Source organism: Streptomyces pallidus (ex Mingjun et al. 2026), assembly GCF_051550185.1.
Lineage (GTDB): Bacteria > Actinomycetota > Actinomycetes > Streptomycetales > Streptomycetaceae > Streptomyces.
The window spans coordinates 233,051-249,414 of the sequence record NZ_CP196181.1; the positions used below are offsets into that span (position 1 = coordinate 233,051).

At 72.0% G+C, this 16,364-nt stretch carries 16 protein-coding genes; 10 read left to right on the top strand and 6 right to left on the bottom strand.

Translation table 11 applies throughout. The features are described from left to right. Positions 1–160 precede the first annotated feature (160 nt). Complete coding sequence (locus tag ACSHWO_RS01170) at positions 161–898, top strand: VOC family protein (RefSeq protein ID WP_438309660.1); 738 nt, start codon at positions 161–163, stop codon at positions 896–898. Here ACSHWO_RS01170 and ACSHWO_RS01175 read toward each other — a convergent pair. After that, complete coding sequence (locus ACSHWO_RS01175) at positions 885–1,046, bottom strand: hypothetical protein (protein WP_438309661.1); 162 nt, start codon at positions 1,044–1,046, stop codon at positions 885–887. The two genes, ACSHWO_RS01170 and ACSHWO_RS01175, sit on opposite strands and share 14 nt — an antisense overlap. 85 nt (positions 1,047–1,131) lie before the next feature. Next, complete coding sequence (locus ACSHWO_RS01180; protein WP_385845923.1) at positions 1,132–1,446, bottom strand: WhiB family transcriptional regulator; 315 nt, start codon at positions 1,444–1,446, stop codon at positions 1,132–1,134. Between the two features lie 393 nt (positions 1,447–1,839). Between ACSHWO_RS01180 and ACSHWO_RS01185 the strand changes: the two genes are divergently transcribed. The 5 genes from ACSHWO_RS01185 (at position 1,840) to ACSHWO_RS01205 (ending at position 7,402) form a co-directional block, all read left to right on the top strand. Next, a complete protein-coding gene (locus ACSHWO_RS01185; protein WP_438309662.1) occupies positions 1,840–2,589 on the top strand; it encodes an alpha/beta hydrolase in 750 nt (249 codons plus the stop codon). 1,053 nt (positions 2,590–3,642) lie between these two features. Then, positions 3,643–4,860: a M23 family metallopeptidase gene (locus ACSHWO_RS01190; protein WP_385845916.1), complete on the top strand. Its 1,218-nt coding sequence runs from the start codon at positions 3,643–3,645 to the stop codon at positions 4,858–4,860. A gap of 306 nt (positions 4,861–5,166) precedes the next feature. Next, on the top strand, positions 5,167–6,273 hold the full coding sequence (locus ACSHWO_RS01195) for a translocation protein TolB (RefSeq protein ID WP_438309663.1): 1,107 nt from the start codon (positions 5,167–5,169) through the stop codon (positions 6,271–6,273). A gap of 86 nt (positions 6,274–6,359) precedes the next feature. Beyond that, positions 6,360–6,743 carry a VOC family protein gene (locus ACSHWO_RS01200; RefSeq protein WP_438309664.1) on the top strand — a complete coding sequence of 128 codons (384 nt, stop codon included), beginning with the start codon at positions 6,360–6,362 and terminating at the stop codon, positions 6,741–6,743. Between the two features lie 98 nt (positions 6,744–6,841). After that, the gene (locus tag ACSHWO_RS01205) at positions 6,842–7,402 is read left to right on the top strand and encodes a nucleoside-triphosphatase (protein WP_438309665.1); all 561 of its coding nucleotides are present in this window, start codon (positions 6,842–6,844) and stop codon (positions 7,400–7,402) included. Positions 7,403–7,559: 157 nt separating this feature from the next. Here the strand turns inward: ACSHWO_RS01205 and ACSHWO_RS01210 are convergent, their stop codons facing one another. The 3 genes from ACSHWO_RS01210 to ACSHWO_RS01220 all read right to left on the bottom strand — a co-directional run bounded on the left by ACSHWO_RS01210 (position 7,560) and on the right by ACSHWO_RS01220 (position 9,720). Then, on the bottom strand, positions 7,560–8,051 hold the full coding sequence (locus ACSHWO_RS01210) for a TetR-like C-terminal domain-containing protein (RefSeq protein WP_438318849.1): 492 nt from the start codon (positions 8,049–8,051) through the stop codon (positions 7,560–7,562). 193 nt (positions 8,052–8,244) lie between these two features. Continuing rightward, on the bottom strand, positions 8,245–8,775 hold the full coding sequence (locus ACSHWO_RS01215) for a GNAT family N-acetyltransferase (RefSeq protein WP_438309666.1): 531 nt from the start codon (positions 8,773–8,775) through the stop codon (positions 8,245–8,247). A 180-nt stretch (positions 8,776–8,955) separates the two neighbouring features. After that, entirely contained in the window at positions 8,956–9,720 is a 765-nt protein-coding gene (locus ACSHWO_RS01220; RefSeq protein WP_438309667.1) for an SAM-dependent methyltransferase, read from the bottom strand. 318 nt (positions 9,721–10,038) lie between these two features. Between ACSHWO_RS01220 and ACSHWO_RS01225 the strand changes: the two genes are divergently transcribed. Next, on the top strand, positions 10,039–12,747 hold the full coding sequence (locus ACSHWO_RS01225; RefSeq protein WP_438309668.1) for an AAA family ATPase: 2,709 nt from the start codon (positions 10,039–10,041) through the stop codon (positions 12,745–12,747). A 138-nt stretch (positions 12,748–12,885) separates the two neighbouring features. Beyond that, positions 12,886–13,854, top strand: coding sequence for a helix-turn-helix domain-containing protein (locus ACSHWO_RS01230; RefSeq protein ID WP_438309670.1), 969 nt, complete (start codon positions 12,886–12,888; stop codon positions 13,852–13,854). A gap of 77 nt (positions 13,855–13,931) precedes the next feature. Here the strand turns inward: ACSHWO_RS01230 and ACSHWO_RS01235 are convergent, their stop codons facing one another. Continuing rightward, positions 13,932–14,762, bottom strand: a complete 831-nt coding sequence (locus tag ACSHWO_RS01235) for an alpha/beta fold hydrolase (protein WP_438318852.1) — start codon at positions 14,760–14,762, stop codon at positions 13,932–13,934. Between the two features lie 678 nt (positions 14,763–15,440). Here ACSHWO_RS01235 and ACSHWO_RS01240 point away from each other — a divergent pair. Then, the gene (locus ACSHWO_RS01240) at positions 15,441–15,938 is read left to right on the top strand and encodes an N-acetyltransferase family protein (RefSeq protein ID WP_438309671.1); all 498 of its coding nucleotides are present in this window, start codon (positions 15,441–15,443) and stop codon (positions 15,936–15,938) included. Between the two features lie 131 nt (positions 15,939–16,069). Continuing rightward, positions 16,070–16,360, top strand: coding sequence for a hypothetical protein (locus ACSHWO_RS01245; RefSeq protein WP_438309672.1), 291 nt, complete (start codon positions 16,070–16,072; stop codon positions 16,358–16,360). Positions 16,361–16,364 lie beyond the last annotated feature (4 nt).

Consider the following 16,364-nt stretch of genomic DNA (forward strand, 5'->3'; position numbering starts at 1 on the left):
GACAGGCGTGGCCGAGCGGGTGGCAAGCTCCGCTGAATCGGCCCTGCGCCCGCCGTCCGGTGGCTCCAGAAGCCTCCCGGTGGAGCAGCCGTCCCGGATCGGGATGCGGTGGTCGTGGTCTCGGGGCGGGCCGGGCTGCGGCAGCTTCTAGGATCTGGGCATGGCAACAAGACTCGTGCAGATCAACATGAAGGCCCGGGACGACTCCGCGCTCGGCCGGTTCTGGGCGGAGGCACTCGGGTGGGGTGTCGACAGCGAGGGACCCGGCGTGACCAACCTCGAACCCGTCGGTTTCACCTACCCCGATCCCACGGCCGTCTGCATCGACCTCATCGCCCGCCCGGAACCCAAGACGGTGAAGAACCGGGTGCACCTCGATCTGGCCACCACCTCGTCCGCCCATCAGGCGGAGTTGGTCGAGCGTCTGAAGGACCTCGGAGCGACGCTCGCCGACGTGGGTCAGGGCGACGTCCCCTGGACGGTCATGGCCGACCCGGAGGGCAACGAGTTCTGCGTCCTGGAGCCCCGCCCGATCTACCAGGACACCGGTCCGATCGCCGCGGTGGTGGTCGACTGCACCGACCCACGAGGGATGGCCCGGTTCTGGGGAGAGGCGATGGACTGGACGCTGCACGAGGTCACCGACGACCACGCGACCATGCGCTCCGCCAAAGGCGTCGGCCCCTACCTCGAATTCATTCGCACCCCCGACACCAAGAGCGTGTGGAACCGCGTCCACCTCGACGTCTGCCCCTACCCCGGTGACGACCTGGAAGCAGAAGAAGCCCGACTGCGCGCCCTGGGCGCCACCGACCCCGGTATCGACCAGTCCGCAATCCACTGGACGGTTTTGACCGACCCGGAGGGCAACGAGTTCTGCCTCCTTACTCCTCGCTGACCTCGAGCAGCGGCTCCCGCGCGGCGTGCTCGCGCCGGGAACCCCGGCGTACGAGCCGTTCGCCTCGCAGGCCGACGCCCAGGCCGGCGCGGAAGCCGCCCGGCAACCGGGCTGCCCGGAGGGTGGCGACGAGCTCTCGGCCACGCACCGCAGCCCCGCCGGGGCGTCGGCAAAAGGATCGCGTGGGCGTCTCGGGCGCGCGGCGCCCTACACGGCGGGCCGGCCGGGCGGCATCACCCCTCGGTGCCACCGAGGCACGCCCTGGTCTGCTGGTCCTGCTTGGCGCGGGCCCTCTCGAAGAGACGCCGCCAAGACGTCACCAGGGGCCGACTTCGCAGGAGCGCCCGTCGCTCCCTCTCGGTCATGCCGCCCCAGACTCCGTAAGCGATCCGATCGTCCAGGGCTTGTGCAAGGCACTCGAGTCTCACCGGGCAGTCGGTGCACACGGCCTTGGCCATGTGCTGAGCCGCCCCGTCGACGAACAAGTCGTCCGCATCCGCACTGCGGCACGCCGCCTGCTCGAGCCACACCCCAGCGTCGATACTCATCCGGGCGCTGTCCTTCCTCTTGTCCCCGCTCATGCCGTTCGACCTGTACACGTGGGAAGCGGCGTGATCGTTCAGTGGCCGTCTCCCGCGTCGCGGTGCGCGGCTTCGGCAGTACCCGGGAGGGTGACGGATCGGCCACCGGGAGGCCGTGACGAGCGGATGGCCACACGCGGAGCTCTCGGCGGCCGCAGGGCAGCCGGGGCGGAGGGCCTCCGGCGGGAAAACCGTTGGGCGGACCACTGCGCCCCTGCTACGTTTCCGGAGGCCGTGCGAGAGAACGAGGAGGTGGTACCCGTGAACGCAGTATCGACATGGGTGCTCCCCTCCGGGGTCACGGTCGGGCGATAGGTCGTCCGGGAGCGCCGTTCACGCGCATTCCCGAAAGGCACGACCATGCACTTCACTTCCGAACGGCGTCTCGACGACGGTGTCCTCGAGCGCGAATTCACTCTCGGCGAGGTCCCCGGCATCCTGTGGACTCCCGCGTCCGACTCCGCATCCGCATCCCGCTCCGCGTCGGCGCCGCTGATCCTGCTGGGGCACCCCGGCGGACTCGACAGGATGTACCCCCGGCTGGCGGGGCGCGCCCGGCACTCCGCGGCTGAGGGCTTCGCCGCGGCCACCATCGAACTCCCCGGGAGCGGTGAACGGCCCCGTTGGGCCGCCGCCGAGCGGGCCCGCGCCGACCTGCGCCGGGCGCTGGAGGCCGGCGAGCCGGTCGGCGACGAGATCATCGACGCCCTCGTTCTCCCGCTCGTCGAAAAGGCGGTCCCGGAATGGCAGGCCGCCCTCGACGCCCTCCTTTCGCTTCCCGAGATCAGCGGCCCCGTCGGGTACTCGGGGGGAATCATCTCCATCGGGACCCGGCTGGCGGTGGTCGAGCCGCGCATCTCGGCCGCCGTTCTGTTCGCCGGGAGTTTCGTACCCCGTGCCATGTTCGAGGAGGCCCGCAAGGTCACGACCCCGCTGCACGTCCTGCTGCAGTGGGACGACGAAGGGAACGACCGGCAGGCGGCCCTGGACCTGTTCGACGCCTTCGGTTCCGAGGAGAAGACCTTGCACGCCAATCTCGGCGGGCACACCGGTGTCCCGCAGTTCGCTGGGGACGCCGCGGCTCAGTTCCTCACCCGTCACCTGAAGTGAACCCCGGCCTTCGGACCACCAGCAGGCGTGGGCCCCTGCCGCATCGGCAATGGCCACGCTGCCCGAAGCCGTCGTGCTGCCCGCCGCCCGCTGCGGTCTGCCGCCGAAATGGTTCCCGACGACGCGCAGGACATCCGGGGCCGCCTCGGTGCCGTAGGGGGCGTTCAGAAAGGTGTCCCCGAAGGACTTCCTCGTCCACCACGCCGCGTCGTCGGAGCCTGAGGGGTGGTCAGCACAGGTTGACCTCAAGTGCAGCTGAGGTTCTAGGGTCGGGTGCGCTGGTGTCGGGCAGACGCGCGCCAGAGTGAGGGAGGTCCTGGCTACCCTGCACGCGGACGGTTTCGACGCCGAGGGGGTCAGTACGGGCGAGGACACGCGAAAGCTGCTGCAGACCGGGGAACTCGGCGTTCTGATCGTTGGCGGTGGTGTGGAGCCGGACTCCCGCACAGCGTTGTAGCAGTTCGCGACCGCGTGTCAGGTGCGGCGGGTGACCGACGGCGCCCTGACGGAACCGTGCGACGCCTACGTGCGGCGGGAGTTCGAACCGCTGATCCGGGAGACGGCAGCCAGAGCCTGACGGTCAACGGTCCACCCGCCCGATCGTCCGGGCGGGCCGCAGCGGAGGCGGCGCCCACAGAGCCGGTCCACATGCACGCCACGGCCTTTTCTGCGGGGTTCCGCGTGCGGTGGGGTCGGCTACCACGGGCCGGGCGCGCGCCGGGGTGTCTCCTCGGGCGCCGGACGCAGAGAGAGGCCGGAGCCTGCGGGGTCGTCTTCGACGCCCTGCGGGAACCGCCCCGCCACTCTCGGCCCCGTCGCAGACAGCGGGCGGGCGGCCGTGGAGTGATCCTCGAACCGGGTGCGTGCGGGGCGATCTGGCCAGTGCGCGGTCATGGGGCGTGATCAATGTGGCGTGAAGATTCATATCGCCCCGCCAGGGCTCATGCGTAGGTTCGGATCCTGATCATCTACCGGGACCACACGCCTGTTGGAGGATGACGAGTGAAGATCCGCACGTCTCGACCTGTGATCGGAGCCCTGCTCGCCGGCGTCATGACGCTCGGCCTGGGATCCGTCACCACCACACCCGCCCAGGCGGCCGCCGCCGCGAGCTGTTCCGGGTCGGTGTCCGTATACGGCACGCTCGCCGACGGCCGCTTGACGTACTCCCAGATCAACCCGTCGAACGGCGACCGGATCAAAACGCTGATCGGGCCGAACCTCGGCTTCGCACCCAAGGCCATGGCCACGCTGAACTTCAACACCGTCCTGGTCACGGACACCAACGGCGCGCTCTACCGCGTCGACATCCAGACGAACAACCTCTCGCTGGCCCTGGTCGGCCCCCCGGTGCAGATCGGTACGGGCTGGACCCACGACAAGCTCGTCTACGACGGCCACGGCCACCTGTACGGCACGGCCGGGGGCACGCTCCTCCAGTACCTGGTCTCCCAGGACAAGCCCGCCGGCTCCCAACACATCGGCCAGCGTGTGGAGATCGGCGGCGGCTTCGTCCTGAAAACCCTGGCCTCCTCCGGCGACGACCGGCTGATCGCCAACACCGCCGACGGCCGCCTCCTCGAATACAAGATCGACAGTAGTGGCGGCTGGTCGGGAGCCGAACTCGTGGCCTCTGGCTGGTCCGCGTTCGAACAGCTCGTCTCCCCCGGCGGCGGCCTCTACTACGGAGTCACCGGGGCCGGCGGCATGTACTGGTACCAGGACCTCAACCCCACCGACCGGTCCGGTAGCGACATCGTCTACCACAACGACGACCCCGTCGACGCCTCCGGCTGGACCCAGACGCTGCTCTCCGCGCAGCCGGAGACAGCAACCTGCGCGAGCGGGAACTACGCCTACGTCCTTCCGCACACCGCGGTTCCGCGCAGCGAGCTCGACGACCCGCACCACGACTACGCGGCCATCGACATACAGGTGCCGATCGGCACGCCGGTCTACGCCGTCACCCGGGGAACGGTCAGTTACATCGACGGCGGCTTCGGCAACGGCATCCAGGTCAACGGCGACGACGGGGCCACGTACATCTACGGTCACCTCGACAGCCGGGGCGTGGCGGCCGGAACCACCGTCACCCCCGGCCAGTACCTGGGCAAGTCGGGCAACACGGGACAGTCCACGGGCCCGCACCTGCACTTCGAGATCCGGATCGGCGGCGTGAAGCACTGTCCCCAGGCCATGCTCCTCGACCTCTACGACGGCCTCGCCCCGCAGGCCCCGGGCACCCTGCCCACCAGCGGCTGCTCGTACTGAGTCCCCCGTAGTGCGTCGGCCCCCCTGGCCGGCGCACTACGGGGCGCCGCCGGCGCGGGAAAGAACCTCCGAGCAGTCCGACCCCCAAGGGAACCCTCAGAAGGGGCGGTGCTTCGACGCCGCAGGTCACGGGGTATCGCCGGGACCGCCAGACGGCGGGTTCCGATGCAGTGGCCCTGACCTGACAAAGCACTGCCGGGACCTGTCCGGCGGTCCTCGTGAACCGTGAGGATGGCCGGACAGGACCCAGGCCCGGGCGTCGCATGCATTTCTGCCTCATGACGAAGCGATGTAGAGGTTCCAGTGATGAAAAGACGTGTCCTCCTGCGTGCCGCCGCAGTAGCCGCCTCGGCCGCGGGCATCAGCAGGATGCTGCCCGGCCGGACCGCCCGGGCCGTGACCGCCGTACAGCCCGGCCCGAGCCCCTACGGCGAACTCCTCGCCCCGGACGCGAACGGCCTGCGCCTGCCGGCCGGTTTCACCAGCAGGGTCGTCGCCCGTTCGGGCCAGGCCGCCGCCGGCACGGCGTACGTCTGGCACGCGGCTCCCGGCTCCGGCGGCGTCGTACCCGACGGCACCGGCTGGATCTACGTATCGCACTCCGAGAACGGCGGCGCGAGCGCGATCCGTTTCTCCTCCAACGGCACGATCACCGGCGCCCACCGCGTGGACACCGGCAGCACCGCCCCGACCGTCGGCACCTCGATGCCGGCCGGCGGATGGCTCGTCGGTGAGCGCGTCACGGGCGGCTACGCGTACGAGACCGACCCGCGCGGCGTGAAAGCGGCCGTACGCCGCCCCGAACAAGGGCGGTTCAAGCGCGGCGGACTGACGTACGACGGCGCCGGCGCCCTCTTCATGACCGAGGACGAACCCGACGGCGGCGTCTACCGCATGTTCAACGGCACCCTCTACGCATGGACTGCGGCCCCCGGCAGCAGCCAGGTCGTGCACAAGCCGGTACCGGACCCCTCGGCCGCGACCACGCCCGTGCGCCACCAATTGCCCGACCAGATCCGGTTCGACCGGCCCGGCGGTCTGGCTGCCCAGAACTCCGTGTCCTACTACGTCCCCACCCAGGGCGACAGCCGCATCTACCGGGTCGACTCGTTCGGTCCGCTGCTCCGCGTCCACTACGACGCCGCCCAGACCGGTGGTGGACCGCTGACCAGCCCGCGGGAGGTGGCCTTCCCGCTCGGGAAGTCGGCGGCAGAAGAGCTGTTCGTGACCGAGGGCCCGGGCGGCAACGCCGAAGTCTGCGCCGTCACCAGCAGCAACGTCATCGCGCCGTTCCTGCGTCTCGAGGGCGGCACGGCCCTGGCGGGGCTGGACTTCGCCCCGGACGGCAAGCGCATGTACTTCGCGACCGCGAGCGGCATCGTCTATGAGGTGTCGGGCGCGTTCCACGGCTGAGGCCTGCTGCCCGAACGGCAGCCCCGGGACGCGTCAGTTGCCGATGGAGGACGGGAGCTGACCTATATGACTGCCACACTGCCCGCATGACGACCTTCCGTGGCCTCGCCACCATCCGCTACCACGCCGACGACCTGGCCGCCGCCCGCGCCTGGTACTCCGAAGTCCTGGGCGTCGAGCCGTACTTCGAGCGACCCGACTACATCGAGTTCCGGATCGGCGACCACCTCCAGGAACTGGGTGTCTCCCGCACCCCTTCCGCCCCGGCGGGCGTGGTCGCGTACTGGCACGTGGACGATGTCGACGCGGAGATGGCCCGGCTGCTCGGGCTCGGCGCGAAGGAGCACGAGCCACTGCGCGACTACGGCGGCTTCCGGGCCGGAGCCGTACTGGACCCGTTCGGCAACGTCCTCGGCGTGATGTACAACCCGCACTACCTGGAGGTGCTGGACGCCCGCCGCACCGGGTGACCGCACACCGACAGGCGCCGGTGCCAGGCGCCGGCTCCTGCGCCCCGTACGGCCGAGCTCACGCGGCCCGGCGCGGGGAACCGGGAGAGGATGGCAGTGTGCCGACAAGGATCCTGCTTGAGGGTCGCCCTGGCTCGGGCAAGACAACCGCTCTGCGCCGGCTGGCCGAGCTGCTGCCCGCCCGCACGGCCACCGGCTTCACCACGCAGGAGATCCGGCAGTCCGGCCGCCGAGTCGGCTTCGCCCTGGAGACACTGGCGGGCCGGCGCGGGGTGCTCGCCCATGTCGACCTGCCCGGTCCGCCGCGGGTGGGGAAATACGGCGTCGACCTGGGCGTCATGGAACGCCTGGCGCTGCCGTCGCTCCGACCGACGGCGGGCAACGAGGCGTCAGGACGACTCGTGCTCCTCGACGAGCTGGGTCGGATGGAACTGGCGTGCGAGGCGTTCCGGAGCGCGGTCATCACCCTGTTCTCCGCGGACATCGACGTCGTGGCCACGGTCCACGCGCACCGCGACCCGTTCACCGACGCCCTCAAACGGCATGCCGACATCGAGATCGTCCACCTGACCCCGGCGAACCGCGACGCCCTGCCCGTGGAACTCGCGGCCCGGCTGCAGAAGCCCCTGCCGCGGGAAAGGCCGCCTTCCCCGTCCTGAGCAGAGGGACTCCGGCCCCTCGACCACGCAGTGCCGCGCCGCGCCCGCTTGCGGCGGGTCCGACCCGGTGACCTGGACGGCATCGCCCACCACCGGCCGTTCCCCGTCGGCGGTCGCCCTGCACCTCCGTCCGCGGTGTTCCTGGACGCCCAGAGCGTCAAGAGGACGATGAGCCGGGGCGTTGCCGGGTGTGGGTGGTGTGGGGCGCGGGCCATTGGCCGGGCGGGGCGGCCTCCATCCGCAGGCCTTCCAGGGTGGCGTGGACCAGCCGTTCGGCCTGGCGGTCGACGTCTTCTCGGCTGTCGTGGACCAGGCCGTCGATGAGCAGGACGGTGAGACCGTGGATGGCGGACCAGACCGCGAATTCGGCTCCGGGGCGGGCCGAGGCCGGAAGGCGGCCCGCGTCCGCGAGGCGGTCGAGCTCTGCTGCGAGGACGTCGTGCGGGTGGGGACGGGCCACCGAGCGGCGATGCTCGGTGGAACCGCAGCGGAAGACGAGCTGGGCGACGGCCGGGTCGTCGACCGCCCAGCCGATGTAGCCGCGACCGTAGGCGGCCAGGCGCCCCGGTCCCTGAGCCGAGGCGGCGTGCACCGCCACGACCAGGTGTTCTCCCAGCCGCGCCAGCATGCGGTCGGACAGTGCGTGCACCAAGGCGTCGCGCGAACTGAAGTGGTGGTAGGCGGCGCTGGGGCTGACACCGACCGCGTAGGTGCCCCCGTCGCCGGCTGCGGCCCGCTGCCATGTACGGCGACGGTGATGCCGATGCGGAGGGTTCGGGCGAGGACCGCGGCAGGCAGCTGGAACAGGGCCGGCGGCGGTGCCGCGCCGCCGGCCCTCGGGATCACCGATCCATGTGGTCCGGCGACGTGGTCAGCCTGAAGCGGACCACGCCCTCGGCGGCTGCGGCGGCGTGGTGCCGCTCGAATCCGGCCTTCTCCAGGACGCGTACGGAGGCGGGGTTGGACAGTTCCACACCGGCAACCACGGTGTGGACCCCGGGTGCGGTCAGGGCGTACGCGGTGAGGGTCCTGGCGGCCTCGGTGGCGTAGCCCAAGCCGCGCCGGGAGGCGACGACGCCGTACCCGAGTTCGAGGACTCCTTCGGCCGGCGGCCAGAACAGGCCGATCGAGCCGACGACGAGTCCGCTGTCCCGTTCGACGATCAACCGGTGACCGTAGGCGCCGAGCCAGGCCGGGTTGTCCGCGAAGAGGCCCGCGATGACGCGGTCCCCCTCGGCGGGGAAGTCCTCGGCCCAGTCGGCCGGCCGGCGGGTGGCGCTGAGGACGGCGGTGGCCTCGGCCGTGGTCCAGCTACGGAGCACGAGCCGGTCGGTGGTCAGCTCGCCGCGATGGTCGGACGTGGCGGAATGCACGGATGTCTCCTGGTCATGGTGAACGACCCGGACCGCATCGCGTCAGCGCGCGGTCCGGAAAAGGGCATGCTGGGGAAGGCCGCTGACGGCCATATTCATCAACCCCCCGGATCCGAGCCCTCGTTCACGCGACTCCCGCGCCGTTGCGACGGTAGCAGACGTCCGCGGAAACCCCTCCGATCATTTCTTGCGGGCGGTCACCAGGGCGAAGGAGAGGTACTCCCCGCCGTCCTCCGTCAGCATGTCGATCACCGGCTGGTTGGCCTTCAGGCCGTCCGGCTGCACCTCGGCGCAGACCCGTGCCCACAGCAGCCAGTCCCGCCAGGCGTCCTCCTGCAGGCGCGCCGACGTGACGTCCACCAGTTCGGTGATCTCCCACTGGAACCGCCACCACTCGGGCGTGTGCCAGGCGATGGCCTCCCAGCCGACCACCCGCTTGACATGGGCGGGTACGAACCCGATGTCGCGCACCTCCCTCGTCATGCCGGGCGTCGCCACGCCCAGTTGGCCGCCGGGGCGCAGGAACCGCGCCAGGTAGGGCAGGTAGCCGTCTGCGGTGCCGAAGTACTCGAAGGCGTCGATGCTCACGACGGCGTCGAAGCTCTCCGGCTCGAACGGCAGGACGTGCGCCTCCGTGCGTACGGCCGTCACCCGGTCGGCGACCCCGGCGGCGGCGAAGACCGCCGCCGCTTCCTCCGCCGCAATCCACCAGTCAGCGGCGACTACCTCGACTCCGTACTCGCGGGCCAGGAAAACCGAGGTGGCGCCCTTGCCGGAGCCCAGGTCCAGGACCTTCATACCGGGGCGCAGATCGAGGTCCCGGGCCAGGTCCTCGAGGAGCCACAGCGGATTGGGCCCCATGTCGAGGCCCACGAGCCACGCCGGGTCGTAGCGCGACGAGCGCGGGTAGCGGTCCGGCCGTACAAGATCGTTCAGTGCAGTCACGGGCACACTCAAGCCCACGTCCCGCACGCACACAATCCGGTTTACGCGGTGCACCCACGATACGCCGGGCTCGCCGGCTCGATGCCCGGCGAGAAGACCGGCCCGCCCGTCCTCCCCTGCACGACCTGCCTCGACCGGCAGCTCGGGGCCCCGCCGGCCAGGGCCCGAGGCCGTCCGCCCCCTCCCGACGAGAGCCGCCCGGGTGCTCCGCACCGGCACCCATACTCACGCTGAACTATGCTCTGGCCTGCGACTTCGCGGCGTGGTGAACGCCGGACGCCGCGCGGCATCACACGGGACGAGTTCAGGAGACATGAGTTGATCGGTCGTCAGAGCGAGCGGGCTGTCATCGCCGAAGCGCTCGCGCCGAGCGCGCCCGTCGCGTCGCTGCTGCTGCTCGGGGAGCCCGGGGTCGGCAAGACCACCCTCCTCGACGCGGCGGTCGAGGAGGCCTCGGCCGCCGGCGCCACCGTACTCCGGGTGCGAGGCAACGCCGCCGAGACCGAACTCGCCTTCGCCGGCCTGCACCAGCTGCTGCTCCCCGTCCTCGACCGCGCGGAGAACCTGCCCGTGCGGCAGCGCGTCGCCCTGCTGAGCGCCTTCGGCCTGGGCGACGACCCGGCGCCGCCCGACCTCATGATGATGAGCCTCGCGGTGCTGACCCTTGCCTCGCAACTCGCCTCCGCACGGCGCGTGTTGCTCGCAGCAGACGACGTCCAGTGGCTCGACCGCGGCAGCTGCCAGGTGCTGGGCTTCGTCGCGCGCCGCCTCGCCGGCGAGCCCATCGGGCTGCTCGTTGCCGCCCGCGGCACACACCGCCCCGACTGGCTGGACCGGTCCGTCCCGGAGCTGGTGGTTCCGGCCCTCCCGCCGACCGAAGCCGAGGAACTCCTCAGCGCCCAGCCGGACGCCCCGGTCGGCCCTGCCCGCCGCCGACTCCTCGACACGGCAGCCGGCAACCCCCTCGCCCTGGTGGAGCTCGCCCGACAGGCGGCGCGCGACGGCGGACTGCCGGCGACGGGGCACGTGCCCGTGACCGACCTGCTGGAACGGACCTTCGCCGCCCAGGTGGACGAGCTGCCCGCGGCGTCCCGGGAGGCGCTGCTGCTCGCCGCGGCGGCGGAGGGCGCCGCCCTCGGCGACGTCATGGGCGCGCTGCCGCCGGGCACGGACGTGGACGTCTGGCAACCGGCGGAACAAGCGGGTCTGATCCGCCTCCACGCGGACCGCATCGACTTCCGCCACCCCCTGGTCCGCTCCGCCATCTACGGTGCCGCGCCCTTCGCCGAACGCCGACGTGCCCACCTGGCGCTGGCCGCGGCGCTCCAGGGCGACCCCGATCGGCGGGCCTGGCAGCTGTCGGCGGCGACGGTGGCACCCGACGCGTCGGTCGCCGGCGCACTGGAGGAAACCGCGATGCGGGCGGTGGCCCGCGGCGCCATGGCGGAAGCGGTCGCCGGACTGGAGCGGGCGGCCCAGCTGGGCACCGACCCGGCCGACCGGACCCGTCGGCTGGCCACCGCGGCGTACGCCTCGGTCCTGGTCGGCGACCTCGGGCAGGCGGAAGCGATCGCCTCGCGGGCCCTCGAAGCGAACCAGGACCCGGTGACCACGGGGTGGATCTGCGGCCTCAGCGGCCTCGTCGCCATGCTGACGATGCGGATGGAGAGGGCGTTCGCCCTGGTCGACTCCGACGGACTGATGCACCCGGCGGCGATCGGCGCCGGCGTGTCCACGATCGCGACCGGTATCGCGTACCACTCGGGTTCCGCCGCGCAACGTGCTCGCCTGCGCGACCTGTTGGATCGGCGCGACACGCGCGACATCGCCACCCACCCGTTCCACCTCTGGGACCTCGGGGTGACGGACCCGTTCGCCCACGGCGCCGCGATCCGCGGCCGGCTGCCCGCGGTCGCGGCGGCCCCCGGCCGCCTCCCCACCGAACTGCACACCCTCGGCGTGCTGTGCCTGGTGCTCGACGAGACCGAGACGGCCGTGAGCCTGCTCGGCGAACTGGTCAACCCTCAGTGGGAGGACGCGGACGCCTTCCACGCCGGGATGACCGCCGCCGACCTGGCCTGGGCGAACGTGGACGCCGGCCGGTGGGCGGACGCCCGGCTCGGCGTCGAGCGGCTCGCCGCCCGGTTCCTGGAGGGCGAGCACACCCTCGGCTCCGTACGGGCTCTGACGGTCCTGGCCACGCTGCACGCCCTCACCGGCGAACCCGAGCCGGCGCTCCGGCACGCGGCGACGGCGCTGGCCGTGACCGAGCCGGCCGGCGCACTCGCGACGGTGGTGCGCGCCCGTCGCGCCGCCGGCCTGGCGGCCACCGCCCTCGGCGACCACGCCGCCGCCCACCGGCACCTGCGCGGCCTCTACGACTCCACGGGCGCCCCGCTGCACCACCACCTCTCCTGCTACGCGGTCGCCGACCACGCGGCCGCCGCCGTGCTGACCGGCCACGCCGACGAGGCCCGTACGGTGCTGGAGCGGGTGACCGCCGAGGTCGGCGACGGGGCCTCGGCCCGGCTGCGGCAGATCATGGACCGGGCCGCCGCGCTGCTCGCCGACCCCGCGGAGGCCGGCTCCCTGTTCCTGACCGCACTGGCCGACCCGGTGGGCCAGCGGTGGCCGTTCGAGCGGGCCCAGGTCTGGCTGGAGTACGGCGAGTGGCTGCGCAGGCAGCGCCGGATAGCGGACGCCCGCGAGGCGCTCACCAAGGCCCGGGAGATCTTCGACGGCCTCGGTGCGGTGCCCTGGAGCCGGCGGGCCGAGGCGGAACTGCGGGCGGCCGGCGTGACCGTCGAATCGGGACGGCCCAGCGCCCTGCGGTCCCTCACGCCACAGCGGCAGCGGATCGTCCGACTGGCTGCCCAGGGGCTGACGAACCGTGAGATCGGTGAGCGGCTCTTCCTGTCCCCGCGCACCGTGGGCACACACCTGTACCAGGCGTTCCCGGCGTTGGGCGTGACCTCGCGCAGCCAACTGCGGGACGTGGTCGAGCAGGATGCGGCGGCGGGCCACTGAGCGGAAGACCGGTGCCGAAACGGCCGGTGCCGTCGGCGAGAGTGTGACGTACACGAGGCAAGTCACTTGACGGATGGCACCGACGACCGGTGAGCCGAGAGTGGGTGCGGAACCACCCCGCATCCTCCCGGAGTCACGTTGTCCCTGGTCAGCACCACCTCAGCCCTGTCACCAACCGAACGCGCCGACTACTGGCACAGCCTGGTGTCCGGCACGTTCGTCCCGCTGGACGTCACCCTCCACGAACGGGAGCCGGCGGTCGGCACGATCGTCAGCCAGCACGTCGGCCCCGTGCAGATCTCCGAGGTCGACGCCGGCCCGCAGGCCGTCACCCGCAGCCGGCGCCGCATCGCGCAGGGCGGCGGACAGTACGTGACCCTCACCCTCCAGCACCGGGGCACGGCACGGCTCACCCAGCACGGGCGGCAGGCGCTGGTCGTCCCGGGGACGTTCACCTGCTCCGACGCCGGCCAGCCGTACCGCCGCGAGCAGCCGGACGACTTCCGGTTCACCGCGTTCCGCCTGCCGAAGGAGGACGTCGGCGTCTCGGACGACGACCTCAGGGCCGTGACGGCAACCGTGTTCGACGGCCGGGCCGGAACCGCCGGACTGCTCGCCGGATACCTCGCCCGGCTCGCGGAGCAGGCGTCCGGCTTCGCCCCGGACACCGGCCACCGGCTCGGCCTGACCGCCGCGGACCTGCTCGCGGTGCTGGTCCGCGAGCGGCAGGACCGGCTGGACCCACGGGCGCCGGAGGCAGCCGGGGGCATGCTGGCCCGGGTCAAGGAGTACGTACGACGGCACCTGGCGGACCCCGGGCTGACCCCGGAGCGGATCGCGGCCGCTCACCACATTTCGGTGCGCTACCTGCACCGGCTCTTCCAGGCGGACGGGACGTCGGTGGGCCGGTGGACGCGCCGCGAACGCCTGGAACGGTGCCGGCGCGACCTGTCGCGCGGCACCGGGACAGGGCCGACGGTGTCGGCGGTCGCGCAGAGCTGGGGCTTCGTGAACCCCTCCCACTTCAGCCGTGCCTTCCGCGCCGCGTACGGGATGTCGCCTCGGGAGTGGCAGAGGGCGTCCCGGGGGCCGGCCGGCACCGGCTGAGCGGGCCGCCGCCGCGGGGACCGGAGGCCCGCCCCCAGGTGTGGCCGGCCTCCGGCGTACCCGGGGGCGGCGCCGGTTCAGTCCAGGAAGGCGAGCAGGGCGGCGTTCACCTCGTCGGCGTGCGTCCACAGCAGGCCGTGCGGGCCGCCGGGCACGATCCTCAACGCGGCGCCCTCGACGAGCTGTGCGAGCGGGACCGCGGTGACGTCGACGGGCAGGATGCGGTCGGCGTCGCCGTGAATGATCAAGGTGGGGACGTCTATGCGCGGGAGGTCCGCGCGGAAGTCGGTCAGCCAGGCCTGGACGCAGTCGAGGGTGCCCTTGGCGGAGGCACCCGCGGCGACGTTCCAACTGGCCTGGACGGCAGCCTGGTTGATGCGCTCGCCGCCCAGTACGTCGGTGTTGTAGAAGTCCGCGAGGAAGGAGGTCATGAACGCGAACCGGTCGGCGGCGACGGCCTCCTCGATCCCCTCGAAGACGCTCCCCTCGACACCGCCCGGGTTGTCGTCCGTCTTGAGCAGGAACGGCGGGACGACGCCGATCACGACAGCCTTCGCGATCCGTTCGGAGCCGTAGGTGCCGAGGTAGCGGGTGACCTCGCCGCTGCCCATGGAGAAACCGACGAGCACGGTGTCGCGCAGGTCGAGCGCGATCAGAAGGGTGTGCAGGTCGGCGGCGAAGGTGTCGTAGTCGTAGCCGTCCGCCGGCTGGTCGGAGCGGCCGAAGCCCCGGCGGTCGTACGTGATCACGCGGTTGCCGGCGGCGAGCAGCGCGGCCGTCTGCTTCTCCCAGGAGGCTCCGTCGAGGGGCCAGCCGTGGATCAGCACCACGGGGCGGCCGGCGCCGTGGTCCTCGTAGTACAGGCGGACGGGGGCGCTGTTGCCTTCGGCGACGTCGATGTAGGGCATGGCTGTTCCTTCGGTACGGTCCCGGCCGCCGGGGCAGTCGGGGCGGACGGCGGGTTGGAGGTGCTGCGGGTCCGGGCGCCCGCCCTGGCCGGCGCAGCGGGTGCTCGGGGCGGCCTGCACCTGGGCGACGTCGGACACGGGACTCCCCTTCGATGGATGCGGAAATGTCGGAATGCTCAGGCACGTGCCCGCCGCGCGGGCCCGCAGCGCCCGGCACATCCCGACCGTACGGCCGCTGGCACACTCCTGGTTGTCCCTGCGTGTCCAACGGCTGTCCCTCGAGCGCAAGGGGGTTCGACGGCCATCGACGGTGTCGGTCGTGTTCCGACAGGCACGCATCGGCGGCACGGCCCCGCCTGCCCCGCCATCGCCCCAGACCCGGACGCCGCGCGTCCGCCCGAGCGGGGCCGGCAGGAGCCTGCCCGGGATCAGAACCCGTCGCCCCACCAGAAGGTCGCCTTGTACGCGCGCTGCAGTGCGTGCCGGCCCCGGTCCCCGTCGACGACGTGCACTGTTCTCCTTGCGAGCAGTGGTGGTCGTCGTCGGCTCCGGCACCTGGCGGCCGCGGGACCCGGCTCGCGCGCCGCGTCCACGGACCACGACCTCGCACGCCCCGCGAGGGTTGACCGCCCGCCCGGTCCCGGGACGGTTCGGGGCGCCGCCCGGTACGCTCACCGGATGATCGAAGTTCGTCGCGCGGTCCCGGGGGACGGGGACGCCCTCGGTGAGATTCATGCCGCTGCCTGGGAAGCGGCCTACGCCCCCTTCTTCGAACCCGGGTTCGCCGCCGACGGCGTCCGCGACAGGCGCGGCCGCTGGCATGCACGGATCACGGACGGTCCGGAAACAATCACGCTCGCCGCCCTCGACGGTCGCCCCCTCGCCATGTCCTACGCCCTACCGTCCGCGAGCCGTCCCGGCCTGGCGGAGATCCACAGCTTCTACGGCCACCCCGACGGCTGGGGCAGCGGCGTGGCCGCCGTCCTGATGGCCGAGACACTGCGCCACCTGCGGGACACCGGCTTCCCCCGGGTTCACCTCTGGACGCTCCGCGACACCCCCCGGTCCCGCCGCTTCTACACCAAATGCGGGTTCTTCGAATCGGGCCGTGAACGCGCCCTCGACTTCGGCGACGGCAACCCGCTCGCCCAACTCGAATACGAACGTCCCTGCTGAGCGCCGGGGACCGTGCGGCGCCGCGGCGGTCTTCCGCGCCAGGAACCTGCTCCGATGGTTGCTGCGGCGGACCCGAAACGCCTCGCGCCATCGGCTCAACGACTGTCGGTCCTGGTACTTAACATGCGGGAATGGAAATCGAACTGGCCGACGTCATGGACGAACTGATCGAGCTGCAGGAAGCGAACGACGCAGCGCATGCCGTGGTGAAGCGCCTTCAGGAGGAACTCAACAGCGTTGAGAAGTGGACCGACGAGCAGCGCGTGGCCTGGCGGGACGCGTGGGAAGACTGGCGTGAGGTCTGGGAACCGCTGGAGGACTTCCTCACCCACTACGCGGAGGAGCTCGGTTTGGACCGCGACGAGCTGGCGGCCGAGGTGCAGAAAGCAGTGGGACACGTCCCGCTGCAAGCCGAGGCCTGACGGG

Bases quoted from the DNA above. Each gene is read 5' to 3' on its own strand.
- ACSHWO_RS01240 (WP_438309671.1), top strand. From the start codon at position 15,441: ATGATCGAAGTTCGTCGCGCGGTCCCGGGGGACGGGGACGCCCTCGGT.
- ACSHWO_RS01200 (WP_438309664.1), top strand. From the start codon at position 6,360: ATGACGACCTTCCGTGGCCTCGCCACCATCCGCTACCACGCCGACGAC.
- ACSHWO_RS01235 (WP_438318852.1), bottom strand. From the start codon at position 14,762: ATGCCCTACATCGACGTCGCCGAAGGCAACAGCGCCCCCGTCCGCCTG.
- ACSHWO_RS01195 (WP_438309663.1), top strand. From the start codon at position 5,167: ATGAAAAGACGTGTCCTCCTGCGTGCCGCCGCAGTAGCCGCCTCGGCC.
- ACSHWO_RS01170 (WP_438309660.1), top strand. From the start codon at position 161: ATGGCAACAAGACTCGTGCAGATCAACATGAAGGCCCGGGACGACTCC.
- ACSHWO_RS01190 (WP_385845916.1), top strand. From the start codon at position 3,643: ATGACGCTCGGCCTGGGATCCGTCACCACCACACCCGCCCAGGCGGCC.
- ACSHWO_RS01185 (WP_438309662.1), top strand. From the start codon at position 1,840: ATGCACTTCACTTCCGAACGGCGTCTCGACGACGGTGTCCTCGAGCGC.
- ACSHWO_RS01180 (WP_385845923.1), bottom strand. From the start codon at position 1,446: ATGAGTATCGACGCTGGGGTGTGGCTCGAGCAGGCGGCGTGCCGCAGT.
- ACSHWO_RS01245 (WP_438309672.1), top strand. From the start codon at position 16,070: ATGGAAATCGAACTGGCCGACGTCATGGACGAACTGATCGAGCTGCAG.